This is a genomic window from Gracilibacillus pellucidus, from assembly GCF_033949965.1.
Lineage (GTDB): Bacteria > Bacillota > Bacilli > Bacillales > Amphibacillaceae > Gracilibacillus > Gracilibacillus pellucidus.
In genome coordinates, this window is record NZ_JAWZSR010000002.1 from 49,453 (window position 1) to 71,406 (window position 21,954).

A 21,954-nucleotide genomic window follows, 5' to 3' on the forward strand; every position below is an offset into this window, starting at 1 on the left:
TTAATTCAAATAGTTGAGATTATATGTCCTTGAGAAATTTTGCTCTCAAAGACATATTTTTTATGTGCGAGAACACTTCTCACGGACATAACTTTCACCTTTCTTCCTCTTGTGTCCATGAAGCTGCTTCTCATGGACATAACTTTCGTCTTTCTCCCTGTTGTGTCCATGAGGCTGCTTCTCACGGACATAACTTTCGTCTTTCTCCCTGTTGTGTCCATGAGACTGCTTCTCACAGACATAACTTTCGTCTTTCTCCCTGTTGTGTCCATGAGACTGCTTCTCATGGACATAACTTTCACCTTTCTCCCTGTTATGTCCATGAGACTGCTTCTCACAGACATAACTTTCGTCTTTCTCCCTGTTGTGTCCATGAGACTGCTTCTCATGGACATAACTTTCACCTTTCTCCCTGTTATGTCCATGAGGCTACTTCTCACGGACATAACTTTCGTCTTTCTCCCTGTTGTGTCCATGAGGCTGCTTCTCACGGACATAACTTTCACTTTTCTTCCTCTTGTGTCCATGAAGCTGCTTCTCATGGACATAACTTTCACCTTTCTCCCTGTTATGTCCATGAGGCTACTTCTCACGGACATAACTTTCGTCTTTCTCCCTGTTGTGTCCATGAGGCTGCTTCTCATGGACATAACTTTCACTTTTTTCCGTGTTGTGTCCATGAAGCTGCTTCTCATGGACATAACTTTCACTTTTCTTCCTCTTGTGTCCATGAGACTAAACATAATACACCCACTTATTAGTTCCAACACGTTTGAAATTTGCCTCAAGCAATCTCTTTATACTTTTCTGAGAATACCCTTCCCCACACCAATCATAAACTACATTTGTCGTCAATTTCTCCTTAGGAAAAAGCAATCGGAACTCTTTAATATTTCGCAAAAGGGCATCCGCGTTTGGCTCTGATTTACCACATTTTCTGCATATGCTCTTCCGACCTACTACCTCCATTGATAACTTACAGCACTCCCCACATCTCAACCCTTTTTTTAATTGCGTGAATTCATATGTTGGGATATTAGGGTGGGGATAAGCACCAATATCTAACGACATCAGTTGCGCAGCTAGGTCATGGTGAAATTTTGTAATCGGGGCTCTATTATTCATAGAAGTGATAAATCTATCTAGTTGGGTTGGGAAAATAAAATGTTTACTTACTGGCGCTTGGTAGAGGGTAAATGCAGGATTGATAAAGACATCATAGGATTCAATTGGAAGATTAACGTCCAATTGCTGAAGAAGTTGTCTCATCAATGTTTCATTTTTCATCAGTTGTAAAAGGGGATTATTAATCTCTTTGTTCGGCAGCTTGTACCACCGCCTCTCCTCATATTTGTAATCACCTGGAAAATTTTTAACGTCAAAAAGGAGAAGGCTGTCACCTGTTAATAAGAGTGAATCGACTTGGAAAGTGGAGGTTCCTACTTCAAATCTCATGTCGCTGAGCACAATTACATATCCATTCAACTGTTGCTGCAGCAGAGATTCCCACTCTTTCTCACCTTGGTAACCTAATTGCAAATTGTGGTAATAACTTGATGCTTGCTTGGAAAAAGGTAGTCGTTCCTGCAATGTTTCAAATATGGACAACTCATACGTTTTTAGCAATGGTTTCTTGAGCATAGGCATGTCCCCTTTCTAAATAGGATTACCACTTTATTGTAAATGGAAAAAGTCCCCTAGTCAAAAACTAGGAGACTTACTTTTTACTTATTCAAAATCGATCGCCCATGCTCCTTGGCGGAATACAGGTTCTTTTTGTCCATCGGCAGTTTCACCGTCGATATCTAAATCTGCTGAACCGATCATGAAATCAACGTGTGCTAAACTATCATTTACACCATGCTTATCTAATTCGTCTTCATTCATATCTGATCCACCTTCAAGGTTTGTCGGATATGCTTTTCCTAAAGCAATGTGGCATGACGCATTTTCATCATATAATGTGTTATAGAAAATCAAACCAGATTGAGAAACTGGAGATGCATGTGGTACTAATGCAAGTTCTCCGAGTCTTACTGAACCTTCATCTGTTTCTAATAAATGTTTTAATGTATCGTAGCCTTGCTCTGCTTCAAAATCAACTACTTTACCATCCTTGAATGTTAAGCTGAAACCATCAATCATGTTACCGCCATATACAAGTGGTTTTGTTGCAGTTACTTTTCCGTCTACTTTATATTTATGCGGCATGGTGAAAACTTCTTCTGTTGGCATATTTGGATTGAAGTCTTTGCCGTTAGGAAGTTTGGCAGATCCACCTTTCCAAATATGGCCTTCCGGTAATTCAAAACGGATATCTGTACCTTCCGATTTAAAAATCAATGCTTTATACGCCTTTTCATTTAAATATTCACGTGCTTGGCGCAATGTTTTATTGTGCTCATCCCACGCTGCAATTGGGTCTTCTTGGTCCACACGAACAATCTGGAAGATTGCTTCCCATAGACTTTCGATGGCATCTTCTTTTGATTTTTCTGGGAAGATTTTTTGTGCCCAATCACCTGTTGGAATAGAAATAATGGTCCACGGAATACGGTCATTCATCGTATATTTACGGAACTCTTTCATTGCTTCACCAGCTGCTTTTGTTGCTTTGGCTACTTTAGCAGGATCAATATCCTTCAATAAATCTGGATTTGTTGAACGGATATTCATAATTGCCGCTCCATCTTCGGCAAAAGATAATTGTTTTTTCACTTGCCATTCAGGAACATCTGTCAATACTTCTTCTGGTGCATAGCTATACTTCAAATAAGTTAGCTCATCATCTGACCAGTTAATATGTACATTTTTCGCACCCATTTCATAAGCTTTTCGGACAACGATTTTAGTAAAATCTGCTCCTTCAATTGTTGAGTTAATTACTAATGCTTGTCCTTCTTGAAGATTAACACCTGTTTTCAATGCTAATTCTGCATATTTTTCTTGTAAATGTTTTTCAGCCATTATGACTCCTCCTTCATTTCTTCTATCAAAAGGGATAGCTCTTCCCATCTTGCCATTTTAACTTCTAACTGTTCTTCCACTTCACCTTGTTTATTATACAGTGGTTGAATCTTGCCAATGTCGCTACCCGCTTCAGCAATTTCAATTTCAATCTGCTCAAGTTCTGCTTCTAACTCTGCAATTTCATCCTCAATCGTTTCCCATTCTTTTTGTTCATGGTAGGATAACTTTTTCTTCTGTCGCTTTGGCTTTTGTTTTGGTGCCTGTTTAACTTGCTTTAATTCCAAAGCTTGTGCTTCTTCTCGAAACGCTGAATAGTTTCCGTAAAAGAATGTCAATGTCTCACTACCGGTAAAGGCGATAATTTGCTCTACTGTCTTGTCTAAGAAATAACGATCGTGTGATACCGTGATGACAACACCAGGAAATTGCTCTAAATAATCTTCCAGCACTGCTAACGTTTCGGTATCTAAATCATTCGTTGGCTCATCAAGGAAAAGTACGTTTGGCTCCTGCATTAGCACCGTTAATAAATATAACCTACGTCGTTCACCACCAGATAATTTCCTTACATATGTCCACTGTTGGGATCTTGGGAATAAAAAGCGTTCCAGCATTTGCTCTGCCGTAATCACACTTCCATCCACGGTATGAACAACTTCTGCTACATCACGGACTAGGTCAATTATTTTCACATCATCATCAAGCGCTGGATGATTTTGTGTATAGTAACCGATTTTTACTGTTTCCCCGACATCAATAGTCCCTGCATCTGGTTGAATGCGACCAGCAAGCATATTGAGTAATGTTGTTTTGCCACTTCCATTCGCACCAACGATACCAATTCTATCACCTGGATTTAGTAAGAAATCGAAATCCTTAAACAGCACCTTACCATTATACTGTTTACTCAATCCCTTTATTTCCATTACTTTCTTACCTAGACGGGTAGAACCTACTTGAAAATCGAGTTGCTCTTTATTTGTGTCAAACGTTTTTTCTTTCATTTGATGAACGCGATCGATTCGTGCTTTTTGTTTGGTCGTTCTTGCTTTGACACCTGCTTTGAGCCAAGCGATCTCTTTCTTCAAGATATTTTTATGCTTTTGCTCTGCCTGCCATTCTTGTTCTTCCCGTAATGCCTTTTGTTCTAGAAAGGTTTCATAATTACCTTCATAGGTATAGAGTTTCCCCTTATCCAGTTCAAAAATACGATTTGTAATACGATTTAGGAAGTACCGATCATGCGTAACAAGTAAAATAGCACCTTGGTATGTCGGTAAAAACTCTTCTAGCCATTCAATTGTATTATTATCAAGGTGGTTAGTCGGCTCATCTAAAATTAATAAATCTGCTGGTTGAATTAAAGCTTTAGCAATTGCAACACGTTTACGCTGTCCACCAGAAAGGTTCGCAATCTTTTGAACAAACGCTGGTACACCTAGCTTCGTTAAAATCGTTTTGGCAACGGTCATAGCCTCCCAAGCCTCTAGCTGATCCATTTTTTCTTGCATATGTAAAAGTTGTTGTTGTCCTTGTTCACTTTCTGGGTCTTTTTCTAACGCTAATACAGCTGACTCATATTGTCTTAACGTCACCATTATTTCGGCATCACCGTGATAAATATGATCAAGAACGGTATCTTCCTCTTGTAGTTGTGGATCTTGGTCTAAATATTCGATTCTATAATCATTCGGATGGGTGGTCGTACCAGCCTCAGCTTGGTCCATACCTGCAATCACTTTCAGTAACGTAGACTTTCCTGTACCATTGACCCCAATCAAGCCAATTCGGTCATTATCTGTGATTGCAAACGAGATTCCGTCAAACAATACCTTCTCTCCATATGTTTTGACTAGATTCTCTATTTTTATCGTGCGCATAATCATCTTATCCTTTCTCTCATTACCTACAAAATAGGTGAAATTAACCTTGAAACAGCCTCTTTCACCTTAATCCAGAAGGAGCGTTGTTTATATAATGAATACGTAAGATTAGTAGATTCTTCCATATCTTTTTCAAACTCATCAACAAGCATTTCTGCCATTGTTTCATTATATAAAAAGGCGTTTACTTCAAAGTTAAGGCGGAAGCTACGAACATCAATATTCGCTGTTCCGACTGATGCAATCTTACTATCGACTACTATCATTTTAGCATGTAAAAATCCTTTTTGATAAACATATGCTGTTGCTCCTGCTTTTAATAAATCCCCGATATAGGAATAAGTAGCCCAATAAACAAAAGGATGGTCAGGTTTATTCGGTATCATGACGCGAACATCAACACCAGATAAGCTAGCAATTTTTAGTGCATCTAACAGACTTTCATCTGGAATAAAATATGGTGTTTGAATAAAAATATAATCCTTTGCCGACATAATCATTTTAATATAGCCATGTTTGATCTGTTCCCATTCTGAATCAGGACCGCTCGAAACAATTTGCATCCCGATATTACCTGCTGGAATAGCGTTATAATAACGTGAATGATAAATGATTTCATGACGAGATGCTTGATTCCAATCAAGTATAAAACGAGTTTGCAATTGCTTCACGGCGCTTCCCCTAATTCGCAAGTGGGTATCACGCCAATACCCAAAACGTTTGACCTGTCCTAAATATTCATCCCCAATATTAAAGCCTCCGATATAACCTACCGCACCATCGATCACAACGATTTTACGATGGTTACGATGATTAATTTTCAAATTCACTTTCGGGATTAATGGAGGAAAGAATCCCTCTACCTCTGCTCCTGCCTTGCGCATTCTTCGAACTAGTCTTTGCTTTAACGAGCGCGAGCCTAAATCATCATACAAAAAGCGTACTTCGACTCCTTCTTTTGCTTTCTCAATCAAAGCGTCTGCCAATCGTTCTCCTAAATGATCGGATCGAACGATATAATATTGTAAATGGATATGATCTGTCGCATTTTTTATATCTGTTAATAAAGATTCGAACTTGCTATTTCCATTAGTAAAAATTTGTATATCATTATCTTGAGAAAAAATAGCATCAGCATTTGTTAAATGTAAATAGTATAAATCCTTATACTGATACATTCTCGAATCGTTTAGAGAGAATTCTCCATTTTTTAGTTCCTCGAGCTGCTGTTTGACCGATTTCTTTAACCCTAGTTTACTTTTGGCATCCCAAGTAAAAAGTGCTTTGTTACTAAGTTTACGTCCAAATATTAAATATAAAATAAATCCTGCAATCGGGATAAATGTTAGTACCAAAACCCATGCCCATGTAGCGGTTGGATTTTTACGTTCTAAAAAAATAATGGTAATCGACAAGAGAATATTAAAAATTAAACTGGCACTAGCAATTAGTTGAAAAATTTCCATATGAAGCCCCCTCTCTTCTATCCCACTTCCTATAATATAGCACAATTATAGTGAAGCTAATAGCAAACACTATTCATAAAAACACTATCTAACAAAAGGGATCATGCTTATTATTCAAAGCATATGTAATTTATGTTTATACAGGATATTTCATGCAAAAACCTTTGCTAACTCATCAACTCCAAAGCGAGACTGATCTTTAAAAAGATTAAATTTTCTGAATTATTATTGACGGTTTGAAAACGATCCCTTATAATAAAAATCATTCAATCAAATAGGTGATAACTCTTATTTAGAGTGGCAGAGGGAATAGGCCCTACGAAGCCCAGCAACCTTCCATTTAAATAGCAATATGGACATGGTGCTAAATCCTACAGGTGTGACCTGGCAGATAAGAGGAGGACGACTCAAATACTTCAACCTCTTCTTACTTTTGTCCAGAAGAGGTTTTTAAATTATTTGAGGAGGCTACATAATGACAAATTCTTTTCAATTTCCTGGTGACGAAACAAACTTATTACATGGTGGACAACAAATAGATCCAGCAACAAATGCTCGTGCAGTGCCTATTTATCAAACTACTTCTTATGTATTTAATAGTACGGAGCATGCACAAAATTTATTTGCGCTAGCAGAGCCAGGTAACATTTATTCACGCATAATGAATCCGACAGTCGATGCATTTGAGCAGCGTATGGCATTATTAGAGGACGGTGTTGCAGCAGTTGGTACTGCTTCAGGGGCTTCTGCCATCACGTTAGCTATCTTGAATCTTGCTAATGCTGGAGATGAAATTATCGCTGACAGTAATTTATATGGTGGAACATTTAATTTATTCAATAAAACATTACCGAAATACGGGATTGATGTGATATTTGTTGATGGGACAGATCCAGAAAATTTCCGTTCTGCTATTACAGATAAGACAAAAGCCATCTTTGGTGAGGTGATTACAAACCCTAGCTTAAATGTATTTGATATTGAGGCAATTGCCGATATAGCACATGAACACGGTGTACCGTTAATTATTGATAATACATTTGCCTCTCCTTATGTATGTAAACCAATTAGCTGGGGAGCGGATATTGTCGTTCATTCCGCTACAAAATGGATTGGTGGTCACGGAACATCGATCGGTGGTGTTGTGATAGACGGTGGTAGATTTAATTGGAATACAGAACGCTTCCCAGGATTTACCGAGCCAGATGAGACCTATCACGGTATTCGATTCGGGATTGATATTGGACCTGCTGCATTTGCAACGAAATTACGTGTGCAATTGCTTCGAGATATTGGGCCGTCATTAAGTCCACAAAATGCCTTTTATTTCTTACAAGGACTTGAAACATTACACTTGCGGATTGAGCGACATAGTGAAAATACTAAAGCGATTGCTCACTATTTAGAAAATCATCCACAAGTAGAATGGGTTTCCTATCCAGGTCTTGAAAGTCACCCGTCCCATCAATTGGCTAAAAAATATTTAGCTAATCATTTTGGTTCGATCATCGTCTTTGGTATAAAAGGCGGCAGAGAAGCTGGGCGTCAAGTAATCGATCATATTCATTTATGGTCACATGTTGCGAATGTAGGTGATGCAAAATCACTTATTATCCACCCTGCTTCTACTACACACCAACAATTAAATGAAGAGGAACTAAAAACCTCTGGTGTGACAGAAGAATTAATTCGATTATCTGTCGGAATTGAAACATCTGCTGATATCATCGCCGATCTTGATCAGGCAATTGCCAAAGCAACAAATAGTGAGCCAACCATTCAATCAAATCACGAACAAGCTATTTCGTGGGCTCTCTCTTCACCTTTTGCCAGAGAAGATGGTGGAATTCGCTCTAAAATCATCGCTACTAACGATGACATCGAGGCTTCTGAGGTACTACAAAAGCTAACGAAGCTAGGCTATCAGGTTATTCCAGCGCATGCTGCAGAAAGCGAAATCGATATTTTATTTATTACCGATCGCACAGATGCAGCGAGTATTTATACAAATAAAGCAAAAATCATCTGGTTTGCTGAAAAAGAAGCAGATATTGCAGTAAAACAAAAGGCGGAAGCAAATGGACAAATTGTTATTGAAGGTAAATGTCCATTTAAAGAAGCAGATCGCCTACGCCGCGGAGAATAATTCGTTTTCTCCCAGAATATCGTTATTTATCTCCCCAAGATAAATATATATAATTAAGGACCGCTCTTATTTAGAATAGGAGCGGTCTTATTGCCTATTTACCCTTAATTCCTTCGTATGATATGATATGATACAAAACAAACATGTCTCACTACGGCATTGCATATCTTGAAATAAATGGAATGTTAGCAACGATAGATTGCGGGTAATATTAAATTGAAGGTGTTAGATGATGAAAAAAAAGATGTATTTAATTCTAATAGTATCTCTTCTTGCTGTTGGAATTTCTTTATTTTTACTACTTACTAACAGCAAAAATGACGAAATAGATGATACAAGTACACAGCCACATGCAAATGAAGAAACAAATGAAGAAGCGACCAAAGAGGAAACCAACGAAAACGAGTCAATTGGACAAAGCGTCCGTGATGCTGTAATGGAAGCAATTAGTTTTTTCAAAAAAGATGCACACGTTGTCGCAATTGGGGATTCCTTAACACAAGGGGTCGGGGATGAAGCGAATAATGGTGGTTATATAGGGATCATAGAAGAACGATTAGAAGAAGAAAACTTCCAGGTCACGTTCGATAATTATGGTGTCCGTGGGAATCGTACAGATCATTTATTGAAAAGATTGAGGGAAAACGAAGAGATAACAGAATCATTACAAAAAGCAGACTTTGTCCTTATTACCATTGGTGCGAATGATATTATGCAAATTATGAAAGACAATTTTATGAATTTAACAGAAGAGCCTTTCACATCAGGACGTGGACCATACCGAGACCGTTTAATAGAAATATTCGATGAAATTATTGCTGTACAGCCTGATGCAGAGATTTATTTATTAGGTTTCTTTAATCCCTTTGATCAATATTTTCGTGAAATTGAAGCACTTAATCAGATTGTCACTAGATGGAACAATGAAAGTTTGCAGGTAACTAATCAATTTGAACAAGTGCACTATATTCCGATGCAAGATATTTTTCAATATGAAGAAGAGAATGTCTTTGCAGATGATAATTTTCATCCGAATCACAGTGGGTACCAACTAATGGCAGAACGCGTAATGGAATACTTAGAAAACAACTTACAAGGCGAACAAAACTAAAGGATGACTTTCATGACAGAAAAAAAGCAAAGAAATTGGAAAAAATTATTTGTAACACTGCTCTCTATCAATATTTTTATCATTGCAGCGCTGATACTTTTCATTTTTGGGCCTACACAAAAAGTGGAACCTCCAGAAAAAGTATTCTTACATGATGATGCCGGTGCTGAATTTACGATTCAATCGAATAAAAAGAATTTAAATGAGCTAATCAATGCTTATATTGCTAAGCTACCGCAAATTGGTAGTATACAATATTCAGTTCGACTAGATGAAGAGGTTCATTTAATGGGGAGTATTGAGGCATTTTCTGTTGAAGTACCTGTTAACATCACATTAGAGCCTATTGTACAAGATAACGGTGATATTGTATTACAATCTACTGGCATGTCACTTGGCTTATTGCGTCTACCACAAGATCGCATCTTACAATATGTGAGCAGTCGTGTAGAAACACCTGATTGGATTACGATCGATCCAAAAGAAGAGCAAATTTATATCGCGTTAACCCAAATGGATTTAAAAAGTAACTTCCATGTCCAAGCACAGCAAATCAATTTAGAAAATGATGATATTTCTTTCCGTATTAAAGTACCGAATGATACATTGGGATTAGAATAAGACGAGGCAATCATGTCTCGTCTTATTCTTATTTATCCGTTAAACCATTCTGATAAGCATAGACAGCCGCTTGTGTACGATCCTGCACTTCTAACTTACTTAAAATATTGCTGACATGAACTTTCGTTGTTTTTAATGCGATAAATAATTGATCGGCTATTTCTTGGTTCGTCTTACCTTGAGCAATTAACAAAAGAATCTCCATTTCGCGCTTCGTTAAGCTATCATGTAGGCTTTCTGCGCTTTTCGAGCTGAATTTCGCCATCATTTTAGCTGTTACTTCTTTTTCTAATACGGATTCTCCGCCATAAGTATCACGAATGGCTTTGGCAATGACATCTGCTTTCGATGTTTTTAACAAGTAACTCGTTGCCCCTGCTTCAATCGCTGGGTATACTTTGTCATCATCAATAAAACTCGTTACGATTAATATCTTTGCTTCTGGCCACTGACGAATAATTTGGCGCGTTGCTTCGATACCGTCCATGCCATCCATCACTAAATCCATTAAAATGACATCAGGTCGATACTCTAATGCTAATTCTACTGCTTTTTGTCCATTATCTGCTTCTGCAATAACATCAATATCATCTTGTGTTGTTAAATAGGCACTGATCCCAATCCGCACCATTTCATGGTCATCCACGAATAATACTCGTATCACTATTTGTCACCTACTTTATTAATTAATGGAACACGTATTTCTATTTTGGTTCCCTCATTTGGTAAACTCATCACGTTAAGTCGTGCACCGATTTCTGCTGCTCGCTCATACATATTCGTCAATCCATATGAGTTATCCTTTTTCTCATGTATATTAAAACCAATTCCATCATCGACAATTCTTAAGATTAACAATTCATCCCGTTCTATTAATAACACATCAATTGTTGATGGCTTTGCATGTCTTAATGCATTAGAAATTGCTTCTTGCAAAATACGAAATAAATGATCCTCAATTCCTTTGTTTACGTCAATATCTTCTAATCGCCATGAAATATCCATCGGAACTTTGGCATGCAGCTCTTCTAATAATTGCTCCATTCCTTCATTCAGTGATTTGTCTTTCAATAAAACAGGACGTAAATGTAGGAGTAATGCCCTCATCTCTAGTTGCGCCTGCTGAATCATCGCTTCAATTTGATATAATTGCTTTGTCATTATGTCACTTTGCTCTTTATTCGATGCAATAACCGCCGATACAAGCATAGAAGCTGCGAACAATTCCTGACTAACAGAATCATGCAATTCTCGCGCCAAACGGTTTCGCTCTTCTGAAATAACTTGATTGATCGTCTCTTCCTGCGCACTTGCTCTTTCATCAATTAATTTTTGTGTTCGTTTTGTCTGCTCTTGAATATATTGTTGCAGTTCTTTGAGACGGTGGTGTACTTGATACATTTCTTCATAGCAGACAGGCTCTGAGAAAGATTGGTTCTTTAACATGCTCGCTAAACTATTTTCTAAAAACTGAATACGTCGCTGCCAGACAGAAGCAATGATAATACCAATAATAGCACCAAATAACAGCGTAATAGTTGGAAGCATCACAACAAACGGAATCTCTAACACTTTTGTTTGCCAGATTAGTTGCCAATCCTCAATCGGGAATGCTAAATAATAAAACACTCCCAATATTATGAGAAATAAGAGAGAAAACAAGGACGTCGTCGCAATAATTCTCGCATATAACTTCATCCTCTTCTCACCTCAAGCTTTCCAGCTATCATTTGAGTAAAGATTTTTACTCGTTGTGGTGAGCCGTGATACCCTTTTGACTGTAATTGAACATGTCTATTAAAAGCATTTTTCTCTTCGTGATCAAAAACTTGTATATCGCCAAAGACGACCGTATGATCAATAGTTACCTCAACATCATATGGCACGATAATGACAACTTTTCCGGCAACTTGGCGAATAACCATGACAGACTCTTCTTTCGGCAGCATCGTATCATTCAAATCAATGAAAACATCTCCAACCCCTGATTGAATATTCATATCCTGCCATGAGAAGCCCTCTTGTGTTGTATGATATTTACCGAACCATTTATTGTGTATCACACGCTCCTCATACAATGTTTCTTCTGTTATATCAATATGTTTCGGAAGTGGCTTCGACTCTTTTTGTTTCTGTTGATACCAATGCCAAACAAAATAGATGACAATCGCAAAAATAAGAAAACGAATAACAAATGTATCGATTATAGCAATAAAGACTATAAAAGCCCCACCCCAAAAAAAGGTCTTACCCGTCGTACTTTGATAAGAACGTTTTCCGAAGTAGATCAACACTGCACCCAAAGCAATTAAAAAAAGGAGACCCGTATCCATAAAAATAAATTCTAGTAATAACAAGATCCCACCAATGATCAAAATAATTTGCAATAAATCATTATTCATTTTTTTGAACATATTTAGGCCTCCTTTTTTACTTAATATGTATTTATATGTGTGTCTGCGGGAGAATAGCTTCTCTTAGAGACATAACTTCCCTTTTTCTTCGAGTTGTGTCCTTGAGAGCCTCTCTCAGAGACATAACTTTACCTGTTCTCCAAGTTATGTCCTTGAGACAGATTTATCTAAATGTAGAATAGGTGCAGAATGATCTGCACCTTTATAGAATAGCATGTTTTCAGTTAGAATTTGTAGCTTTTTTTTCTAATTCTTGAAAGCGTGCATCTAATGTATGCAAGCGATAGTCTGTCTGAACACGTTGTTCTAGTCGCTCAATATAGCTTTCTAGTTCGGCGAATTTTGATGCACTTTTAGAAACTAATTCAGATTCTAGTACTTTGTTCATCCCTTGTTTTGTGCGAGCTACATTTTCTCTACTGCGTAATTCTAAACGCTTCACGTAAAGATCTTTTAATTTTTGTTTCATTTGAATATATTTTGTTTCAAGCATTTCTAAATCTTTCACAGACTTGTCTGACATTTCATTCAAATGGGCAACACGTGCTTCAAATTGTTCTAATTCTACTCGTGCTTCAGATAATAAGTCTGTTTCTTGCATTTCTTCTGCTAATTGTACCTGACGTTTACGTTTTTCGACCATCATTTTAGCATGGTTCGATTCTTTCGCAATGTCATGCTTAATCTCATATTGCTTTTCAACAAGACGTTTGATTTTCTTTACTTCTTGCTCACATTCTCTAATATACTGGTTAACATGTGCAATTGGATTTTTCTCCTCCTTACGATCGATTGCCTCATGTAAATCTGCCATCACTGAATCCTTAATACGTGTAAATATGTTTGCCATGTTCTATTCCTCCTATTTTTTATAGATTGTCCCACTCTAAGTAATCTTGACGTTTCTTTTCTTCCTGATATTTTTTAAAACTGTAATACAATACGACTAACGCTACGATACCGATCAATGCTGGAATGTTTGATAGTGACATCGATACACCTATTAAAACAACAATCGCCCAGCCAACTTTCGCTCCTGTTGTATCTGCCAAAATAAATCGTTTCACACCGTAGTATGCAATCACCACACTAATTACTAACATAATCATCGGACCTAGATTTGCTAATAAAATAATGGAGGCTATGACTGCTAAACTAACAAGTAAGAATGTCTTCATCCTTCGTTCCCTCCTTCCATGTCTATATGATAGCTTGTCTCACTATTTTCCGTAACGGGCTGCGGATATATTTTAGACTAAGACTAGAGTCTTAACTCAACTAAGCCAAATAAAATACCTCTCCAAAAGGAAAGGTATAGATTAGGTAGAGGCTATAGTTCTTTAATATCGAAAGAGGCAATTCGCTCTGTTATTGGATTATAGACAACCGTTCCTCTTGCCGTTATTCGTTCTTGTAAGCTTTGTAAGGCATAATCATAGACTTCTCTTAATTGATCATGAGCCAACTGCGTCCTTTCAATTGGACGGTAATCTGTTACATGATACTGGGGATATGCTACTTGTGTTACCGCTAATAAATATTCACCCCATCTAGCCTGATCTGATTCCTGTGGTGCTTCAAATTGAACATCTAGCAGACCAACAGACGGATTTGCACCTAATGCCTCAAAAGCTCTTCTGTGTAAATTCATGCCTGTTGGTGGAGCATTTGGAATAGTATCAACCACTGTTACCGTTACTTCTCGTGCGTTTTGTGGGTTACGTACTTTTATTGTCTGACCACACTGATAAGGTGAGTTACTACTAACTGCGACTGTCATATATTGATTATGGGACCATGCAATGCCACACTGTGTTATACTTCCCCCATCTGTCCATGCTGCTACACCATCTACCATTTGCTGGCGAACATCATAAGCATACTGCGGATAATATGGATACATCTTACGTCCTCCTTAATTACACATACTCCTAACATGTTATGAACAAAATGGGCGAATGGTGCATACAAAAAAAGGACTAAAGTGTAATCCCACTTTAGTCCTTCTTAAATTTCGCTAAGGCATCTGCCAATGCCGTATTTGCAAAGCTATCGTCTTGTTGTTTTAAATATTTATTTACATCACGTTTAGTCGCTTTACTGTTTCCTTGCTTTTGTTTACGTTTTTGGAAAGAAGATAATTTCTCGCGATATCCACAAACACAAGAAAAAGTTTGACCTTCTCCTTGCCCACGCATTTCCATTTTTTTATGGCAATTTGGACAGCGGGCATTTGTTTTCTTCGCGATCGGTTTACGCTCTCCACATTCACGATCCTGACAAACTAGCATACGGCCTTTTTTACCATTTACCTCAAGCATTAATTTGCCACACTTCGGACATTTCGTACCTGTCATATTATCATGCTTATACGCGGCTTTCGTTGATTTGATTTGTTGCACCACTTCATTCGTATAATCCTTAATCTCACTAATGAAGGCTGTTTTCTGTAACCCTCCATTAGCAATTTGGGATAACTTTTTCTCCCATTCCGCTGTGAGTAGCGGCGAACGCAAATCAGCTGGAACAAGGTCTAATAATTGTTTCCCCTTAGACGTTAAGTACAAATACTTCCCTTTTTTCTCGATATAAAAAGTATTAAATAGCTTCTCAATAATATCGGCTCTCGTTGCAACGGTGCCCAATCCACCTGTTTCCTGCAATGTTTTCGTCGCATGCTTTTCTTTCGATGTCAAAAACTTCGCCGGACTTTCCATCGCTTGTAACAATGTACCTTCTGTTAAACGTTCAGGTGGTTTTGTTTCCCCTTCAACTAAATTGATCAGCGGGTTCTCCCAAGTATGCTGCTCACTAATATTGCCGAGCTTTTGCTCATCCTGCTCTTCGTCCTCATCTTGATAAACAGCTTTAAAACCTTGATCAATCACATTTTTACCTGTTGCAGTAAATGTCTCACCAGCTACCTGCGCTGTTAATTGAATTTGTTCATATTGAAAAGGTGGTAATAATACCGCTAAAAAGCGTTTAATCACAAGATCATAGATTTTTTGCTCTTGACTAGATAGTTTAGACAAGTACACAGGCTCTTCTGTTGGAATAATTGCATGGTGGTCTGAAACCTTTGCATTATCAACAAATGATTTGTGTGCCTTAATTGGTCGTTTCTTTATTTGATTGGCGACTTTCGCATATGGTCCAACTCCACAACTAGCTACTCGTTCTTTCAACGTTGGAACAATATCACTAGAAATATATTTAGAATCCGTCCTTGGGTATGTCAACACTTTATGCTGTTCATATAGCTTTTGCATAATCGATAATGTTTGTTTTCCAGAGAAACCGAAAATTCGGTTCGCATCTCTCTGTAAGTCTGTTAAATCATATAAAGTTGGTGCATAGCTTTTTTTCTGCTTTTTATCAATGTTTGTAACAGTTAAATCTTTGTTTTGTAGCTGCGTTTGTAACGCTTTTGCTTTGTCTTGGTTGAAAATTCTCGTTTCTTTCTTCTCGTTTTGCCAAGTTAATGTAATACCATCTTTCGTTCGTGCTTTGATTTGGTAATATTTTTTCGGTTGGAATTGTTTAATTTCTTGTTCTCTTGTCGCAATCATAGCAAGAGTTGGGGTTTGTACACGCCCGCTTGATAATTGTGCATTAAATTTAGTCGTTAACGCACGTGTTGCATTCAATCCAACATACCAATCCGCTTCCGACCTAGCAACTGCTGATGCATAAAGATTTTCATATTGCTTTGCAGGTTTTAACTGCTCGAAACCTTGTTTAATCGCTTGGTCTGTTACAGAAGAAATCCACAATCTTTTCACCGGCTTATTAACACGAGCCTTATCTAAGATCCAACGCGCTACTAATTCCCCTTCTCGACCAGCATCTGTTGCGATGACTACTTCTCCAACATCGGCACGATTTAACTGACTTTTCACCGCATTAAATTGCTTGCTCGTCTGTTTCATCACTACCGTTTTTAATTTATTCGGTATCATTGGTAAATCTTCTAATTTCCATGTTTTATATTTATTATCATATACTTCTGGATCAGCTAAAGTAATTAAATGCCCCAAAGCCCAAGTAACGATATATTTTGATCCTTCTAAATAGCCATTTCCTTTTTTCCCTGCCTGTAACACTCTAGCTATATCACGAGCTACAGATGGTTTTTCGGCTAATACAACTGTTTTTTTCATGAAGACACATCCTCGTAAAATCTGTAAGGATATCTTATCATACTTAGCAGCAAACGTATAATGTTTGGACAGTCGTTTCTTTCCACAAAAAAATCACCATGTAACAAATACATGATGATTTTCCTATCTATTAACAAAATGAATCTTTTGGCTTCGGTACTGATAGCCCAAATAGTGGTCTTAAATATAGTGCAATAAAAGTACCTGCTAGAGCTAAAATTCCCCATATATAGCCATGAAGACTAAAGGATGCGATACCACCGAAATAGGCTCCAATGTTACAGCCAAACGCTAAACGTGCCCCGTAACCCATCATTAATCCACCAATTACAGATGCCATGGCATTTTTTCCTGTTATCTTAGAGAATTTAAATAGTCCTCCTGCTGCAGAAGCTAAAAAGGCTCCTAAAATAACACCTAGGTTTAATACTGTAGTGGAATCTGCAAATATCGATGACTCAAGTGCTACTGCGTTAGCACCTTGCCAATAGCCCCAGCTTGCTACATCAATACCAAGAAATTGAGCAGCTTTTGAACCCCATAGAGCGAAAGCAGAAGTAACTCCCCATGGTGTACCACGAGTCATTAACGTCAATCCATTTAATACAGCCAAAGCAATTGCTGCTGCAAATAATGGCCATGAACCTCTAAAAATTCTTCTCCATCCTTTTGTAGTAGGAAGTGATGCCATTTTTGGTGCTCGTTTCTTTTTCTCTACTACTAACGTTATCCAAGCAATTAAGCCAAATAATGCAAGGGATACAATCCATGCACCACCATAACCAAGTCCTGTAGAAGTTGCTAATGAAACAGGTTCAAAAGCTGGTAAATCTTCTGTCCAGAATGGAAGATGATAAGCGCCGATTGTTGATCCAATAATAAAGAATAATAATGTAATAAACATAACAGAACGTCCGCCACCTACAGCGTATAACGTCCCAGAAGCACAGCCACCGCCTAACTGCATACCAATACCAAACATAAATGCTCCAACGAGAAGACTTACACCAACTGGTGATACAGAGGCAGATACTTCTCCACCAAAGAATGTAGAACCAAATGCTAAGATTGGTGCAAATAATGTAACGGCTACTGCTAACATTAACATATGCGCCCTTAGTGCTTGCCCATTACCAACAGAGGCAAAGCGACGAAATGCAGAAGTAAAGCCAAATCTAGCATGGAATAAGGTATATCCAAGCAATAGACCAATGACTAATAATAAAGATTGAACACTATCTTGCGTAAATAAAAGATACATAATAAGAGCAAATCCAACCACTAATCCACCAATGATTAATGGCATTTGTGGTTTATTTAACGGTTGTTCCTGTTCTGTATGATTCCTCATATCATCAACAGCTTTCATTTATATCACCTTTTTCCGATTGTTTTACTTTGGATTACTTATACTATATTACCTAGTTACCTGTTTGGTGTCAAATGCTCAAAGAAATTTCCATAATTTAAGTGGATTTTGCACAAATCAACTACTATAATAGTACAAGTGTCCTGTAAGTATACAACGATGGAGTGAATCAACTTGAAAATAACAAAGAAACAACTAATCATATACGCTTTATTAGCAATAGGATTTATCGGGTCGATTATTTTCGTTCATCATAATCAATTCTTTTATGATAGACCAATTGCTAAAATAACCAATACGTCTGACGTAGACCGAACAGATATCTCTGATCAAAATGACAATAAAGATTATATTGTCACGCAACAAATAAAAGCAGAAATACAAAATGGTGCTCATAAAGGGGAAACAATTGATTTGACCAACGAATATGCTGGTTCATTAGCAGTGGACCAAGCATTCAATGCTGGCGATGAGGTGTTTATTGCCATAGATGACGAGGATTTTACCGGAACGATCCAAGATGTGAAACGTGATAAGTATCTTGTTCTCGTCGGATGGCTTTTCGTCATTATTTTAATCGCGGTAGGGAAAAAGCAAGGGGCATTGTCGGTTATCAGTCTTGCGATTAATGCCGTTATTATATCTCTAGCTCTAGATATTTATTTGCAAAATTCCGATCGAAGCCTGATTATCATTTGTGCAATTAGTATTATTCTCTTTACCGTACTATCCTTACTGTTAGTTAATGGGCGTAATGAAAAAACATACACAGCGATTATCGCAACATTGCTCGGTACGTTAAGTTCATTAGTTATCGCCTTTTTAGCTTTATTAGTAACAGGTGAAGAGGGACTTCGTTATGAGGAAATGTCCTTTTTAAGTAGGAATCCACAGCTCATCTTTATGGCGGGACTTTTAATTGGTTCATTAGGAGCGGTAATGGATGTCGCGATCACGATGTCATCTTCTATATTTGAGCTATACGAAAAAAACAAACAGATTTCATTAAAAGATCTAAAAAAATCTGGTAGAGATATTGGGAAAGATATTATGGGAACAATGATTAACGTTCTATTCTTTGCCTATGTCAGTGGTTCAATTCCGATGCTATTGTTATATTTTAAAAATGCCTCGCCATTTGGTTTCACATTATCGATGAACCTATCTATTGAATTGGCGCGCGCTTTAGCTGGTGGTATTGGAATCGTATTGACTATTCCAATCGCTATCTATACATCGATTTTCTTTATTAAAAGAAAGAAGGCTAGATCATGAATGTATTAGTATTGTTATCGATTATTTTATTCGCACTAATGGCGATTATCGGAGGGAAAAAAGGCGTAAAATCTTTTATTGCCTTATTATTAAATTTTGTGATTCTACTCGGCACTGTTTTAGTGATGAATGATCCTAACGCAAACCCTATTTGGCTAACACTGATCGCATGTGCACTGATCAGTGCGATCAGTCTATTTTATATTAATTCTGTTAATAGCAAAACGGTCATGGCTTTTATCTCAACAATTGTCACATTAATTATTTTATTAGCTTTTATCATCGTCATGACTGATCAATCGATGATTCAAGGATTTGGGGAGGAAGAAACAGATGAATTAGTTGTTTTCTCCTTACACATTGGTATTGATTTCGTGAAAGTTGCCACTTCTGTCATTATTATGGGGACAATTGGAGCAATTATCGATACAGCAATTTCGATTACATCACCAATGCGCGAAATCCACTATCATAATCCTTCTATCAGTAGAAAAGAATTGTTTCTTGCTGGTATTCGGATAGGTAGAGACATCCTGAACACAAGTACCAATACATTATTCTTTGCCTTTTTTGGTAGCTCAATGGGACTTTTAATGTGGTTTAAAGATTTATCCTATTCATTTGGTGAGATGGTGAATGCTAAAGTATTTAATGACGAACTGATCTCCATCTTCACAGCAGGAATGGGCGTCGCCATCGTGATTCCAATCGCATCAGGAATGACTGCACATTATTTAGTCAAAATGAGCAAAAAGAACAATCATGCAAAATGAACTAACAAGAAGATTTGTCTCCTAAGCAAACTGCTCAGGAGACAAATCTCTTCTTCCTTAATCCAACTTACTATATTCCATCATCATCTGTTCATATGTTAATGGACCAAAGACAAAGAACTGAATGATTCCTTGTGAATCGATCATATAGGTCGTCGGAATCGGAAGAATTTTATATTGATCTGCTACCTTATTTTCCTTATCTAATGGTATTGTCATGGTTAAATGATGCTCCTCAATAAACCTACTTACATCTTCCAAATTTGACTCTGTCTCTGTTAAATTAATGGCCAAAACATTCAGGTTAGTATCTTGTTGTAATCGTTCTATATCAGGCATTTCGGATACACAAGGTGGACACCATGTGGCCCAAAAATTTAACATAACTGGTTCACCGTGAAAATCAGATAACCTCACCGTTCTACCATCTACTGTCTCTAATGCAAAATCAGGAGCCATATCGCCAATTTCCACACCAACATTATCGTCCCGCTCCGTTACAATCCCATCCACTATCACCCAAACAACCATCCCTAGCAAGAAGATACAAATAATCCATTTTTTCATGTTATAACCTCCACTTTGATACTATGTATATCCTTATGCAGATTAAAACATGATTAGAAAAAACAAGAGCCTATGTATTAAGACTCTTGTTTTTTCCTTCCATATATAGATATATTTAATAATATACCGATTGCTATCATCGTAATAACTAAAGACGACCCACCATAACTGATGAACGGAAGTGTTATACCTGTGATCGGCAGCATTCCTAGAACAGCCCCTAAATTAATAAAAGCTTGCAAAATAATTTGGAATGTAATACCAATTGCAAGTAACCTACCAAACTCATCTTGAGCTCGCGCAGCAATTCGTATTCCTTTAACAAATAAAAAGAAATAGAAGCCTAACACTGCTGCCACACCGATTAACCCTGTTTCTTCTGAAATAACAGCCATAATAAAATCGGTATGTGACTCAGGTAAATACCCTAACTTCTGTACACTTCCACCTATTCCTGTACCGAAAAGACCACCTGTATGTATCGAAATATAGGAATTAACCAACTGGTATCCTGATCCTTGTGCATCTGCAAAGGGATCAAGGAATGCGGTAATTCTGGCTAATCGATAAGGCGATTTAATGGCGAAGAATACAAAGACGATTACCGCCATACTTGCTAGTAAAAATATATGTCTTAATCGAATCTTTGTAAAAAATAAAATCATCCCACAAGAAAAAAGAATAAGTGTAGCAGACCCTAAATCTGGCTGCACTAGAATCAATCCAAATACAAAAGCTAAAACAATTAGTGGCGGAATAACACCCTTTTTAAAATTAGCGATATATGCTTCCTTCCGACTATAGAAATAAGCAAAATAAATCAGCATCGCCATTTTAGCAAACTCAACTGGTTGAAATAAAAATCCACCAATAGAAATCCATCTTGTTGAGAAGTTTCTTGTGACCCCTATACCAGGAACAATAACGAGTACTAACGTTATTATTGTAAACAAAACGAAGAGAGGAGCAAATTTACCATATACACGATATGGTATAAACATTGCTCCAAACAAAAATATCACACTAATAATCGCCCAAATTAATTGCTTATGGAAATAGTGCCCCGCATCATTAAATGTAATATAAGCATTAGGATAGCTCGCACTATACACCATCACCACACCAAATACGACAAATAGTAATACTACGACTAATAAAGCTATATCTACTTTTTTTAATTTTTTCAATCTTTTCAT

Annotated in this window: 20 protein-coding genes and 1 riboswitch; of the genes, 5 read left to right on the plus strand and 15 right to left on the minus strand. The window is 37.3% G+C overall.

Going from position 1 to position 21,954, the window contains the following annotated elements; translation table 11 throughout:
* Window positions 1-5: 5 nt before the first annotated feature.
* From SH601_RS03675 to cls, 5 genes are all read right to left on the minus strand, one after another.
* The gene (locus tag SH601_RS03675; RefSeq protein ID WP_319956895.1) at window positions 6-710 is read right to left on the minus strand and encodes a hypothetical protein; all 705 of its coding nucleotides are present in this window, start codon (window positions 708-710) and stop codon (window positions 6-8) included.
* A gap of 25 nt (window positions 711-735) precedes the next feature.
* Entirely contained in the window at window positions 736-1,641 is a 906-nt protein-coding gene (locus SH601_RS03680; protein ID WP_319956896.1) for a nuclease-related domain-containing protein, read from the minus strand.
* Window positions 1,642-1,728: 87 nt separating this feature from the next.
* The gene (locus tag SH601_RS03685) at window positions 1,729-2,967 is read right to left on the minus strand and encodes an aminopeptidase (RefSeq protein ID WP_319956897.1); all 1,239 of its coding nucleotides are present in this window, start codon (window positions 2,965-2,967) and stop codon (window positions 1,729-1,731) included.
* Complete coding sequence (locus SH601_RS03690; protein ID WP_319956898.1) at window positions 2,967-4,850, minus strand: ABC-F family ATP-binding cassette domain-containing protein; 1,884 nt, start codon at window positions 4,848-4,850, stop codon at window positions 2,967-2,969. The genes SH601_RS03685 and SH601_RS03690 overlap by 1 nt, the downstream gene beginning before the upstream one ends.
* 26 nt (window positions 4,851-4,876) lie before the next feature.
* Window positions 4,877-6,319, minus strand: coding sequence for a cardiolipin synthase (gene cls / locus SH601_RS03695; RefSeq protein ID WP_319956899.1), 1,443 nt, complete (start codon window positions 6,317-6,319; stop codon window positions 4,877-4,879).
* A 285-nt stretch (window positions 6,320-6,604) separates the two neighbouring features.
* Window positions 6,605-6,717: riboswitch (SAM riboswitch) on the plus strand.
* 77 nt (window positions 6,718-6,794) lie between these two features.
* On the opposite strand from cls, the gene SH601_RS03700 reads away from it, so the two are divergent.
* The 3 genes from SH601_RS03700 (at window position 6,795) to SH601_RS03710 (ending at window position 10,197) form a co-directional block, all read left to right on the plus strand.
* Entirely contained in the window at window positions 6,795-8,465 is a 1,671-nt protein-coding gene (locus tag SH601_RS03700; RefSeq protein ID WP_319956900.1) for a PLP-dependent aspartate aminotransferase family protein, read from the plus strand.
* A gap of 232 nt (window positions 8,466-8,697) precedes the next feature.
* Window positions 8,698-9,576, plus strand: coding sequence for an SGNH/GDSL hydrolase family protein (locus SH601_RS03705; RefSeq protein WP_319956901.1), 879 nt, complete (start codon window positions 8,698-8,700; stop codon window positions 9,574-9,576).
* A 12-nt stretch (window positions 9,577-9,588) separates the two neighbouring features.
* Window positions 9,589-10,197 carry a YpmS family protein gene (locus SH601_RS03710; protein ID WP_319956902.1) on the plus strand — a complete coding sequence of 203 codons (609 nt, stop codon included), beginning with the start codon at window positions 9,589-9,591 and terminating at the stop codon, window positions 10,195-10,197.
* A 28-nt stretch (window positions 10,198-10,225) separates the two neighbouring features.
* Here SH601_RS03710 and SH601_RS03715 read toward each other — a convergent pair whose 3' ends face one another.
* From SH601_RS03715 to SH601_RS03750, 8 genes are all read right to left on the minus strand, one after another.
* Window positions 10,226-10,861, minus strand: a complete 636-nt coding sequence (locus SH601_RS03715; RefSeq protein WP_319956903.1) for a response regulator transcription factor — start codon at window positions 10,859-10,861, stop codon at window positions 10,226-10,228.
* Window positions 10,861-11,895 (minus strand): sensor histidine kinase, encoded by a 1,035-nt coding sequence (locus SH601_RS03720; RefSeq protein ID WP_319956904.1) that lies wholly within the window; start codon window positions 11,893-11,895, stop codon window positions 10,861-10,863. The genes SH601_RS03715 and SH601_RS03720 overlap by 1 nt, the downstream gene beginning before the upstream one ends.
* Entirely contained in the window at window positions 11,892-12,611 is a 720-nt protein-coding gene (gene liaF / locus SH601_RS03725) for a cell wall-active antibiotics response protein LiaF (RefSeq protein ID WP_319956905.1), read from the minus strand. The genes SH601_RS03720 and liaF overlap by 4 nt, the downstream gene beginning before the upstream one ends.
* 220 nt (window positions 12,612-12,831) lie before the next feature.
* A complete protein-coding gene (locus SH601_RS03730) occupies window positions 12,832-13,461 on the minus strand; it encodes a PspA/IM30 family protein (protein WP_319956906.1) in 630 nt (209 codons plus the stop codon).
* A 19-nt stretch (window positions 13,462-13,480) separates the two neighbouring features.
* Window positions 13,481-13,789, minus strand: coding sequence for a lmo0954 family membrane protein (locus tag SH601_RS03735; protein WP_319956907.1), 309 nt, complete (start codon window positions 13,787-13,789; stop codon window positions 13,481-13,483).
* Between the two features lie 152 nt (window positions 13,790-13,941).
* Window positions 13,942-14,514, minus strand: coding sequence for a DUF3889 domain-containing protein (locus tag SH601_RS03740; protein ID WP_319956908.1), 573 nt, complete (start codon window positions 14,512-14,514; stop codon window positions 13,942-13,944).
* Between the two features lie 94 nt (window positions 14,515-14,608).
* Window positions 14,609-16,774 (minus strand): DNA topoisomerase III, encoded by a 2,166-nt coding sequence (locus SH601_RS03745; RefSeq protein WP_319956909.1) that lies wholly within the window; start codon window positions 16,772-16,774, stop codon window positions 14,609-14,611.
* Window positions 16,775-16,904: 130 nt separating this feature from the next.
* Window positions 16,905-18,143: a YeeE/YedE family protein gene (locus tag SH601_RS03750; protein ID WP_319956910.1), complete on the minus strand. Its 1,239-nt coding sequence runs from the start codon at window positions 18,141-18,143 to the stop codon at window positions 16,905-16,907.
* A 174-nt stretch (window positions 18,144-18,317) separates the two neighbouring features.
* Between SH601_RS03750 and SH601_RS03755 the strand changes: the two genes are divergently transcribed.
* A complete protein-coding gene (locus tag SH601_RS03755) occupies window positions 18,318-19,418 on the plus strand; it encodes a YibE/F family protein (protein WP_413775092.1) in 1,101 nt (366 codons plus the stop codon).
* Window positions 19,415-20,191: a YibE/F family protein gene (locus SH601_RS03760; protein ID WP_319956911.1), complete on the plus strand. Its 777-nt coding sequence runs from the start codon at window positions 19,415-19,417 to the stop codon at window positions 20,189-20,191. The genes SH601_RS03755 and SH601_RS03760 overlap by 4 nt, the downstream gene beginning before the upstream one ends.
* Window positions 20,192-20,248: 57 nt before the next feature.
* On the opposite strand, the gene SH601_RS03765 is transcribed toward SH601_RS03760, so the two are convergent.
* Both SH601_RS03765 and ftsW read right to left on the minus strand, forming a co-directional pair.
* The gene (locus SH601_RS03765; RefSeq protein WP_319956912.1) at window positions 20,249-20,758 is read right to left on the minus strand and encodes a redoxin domain-containing protein; all 510 of its coding nucleotides are present in this window, start codon (window positions 20,756-20,758) and stop codon (window positions 20,249-20,251) included.
* A 77-nt stretch (window positions 20,759-20,835) separates the two neighbouring features.
* The gene (gene ftsW, locus SH601_RS03770) at window positions 20,836-21,954 is read right to left on the minus strand and encodes a putative lipid II flippase FtsW (RefSeq protein ID WP_319956913.1); all 1,119 of its coding nucleotides are present in this window, start codon (window positions 21,952-21,954) and stop codon (window positions 20,836-20,838) included.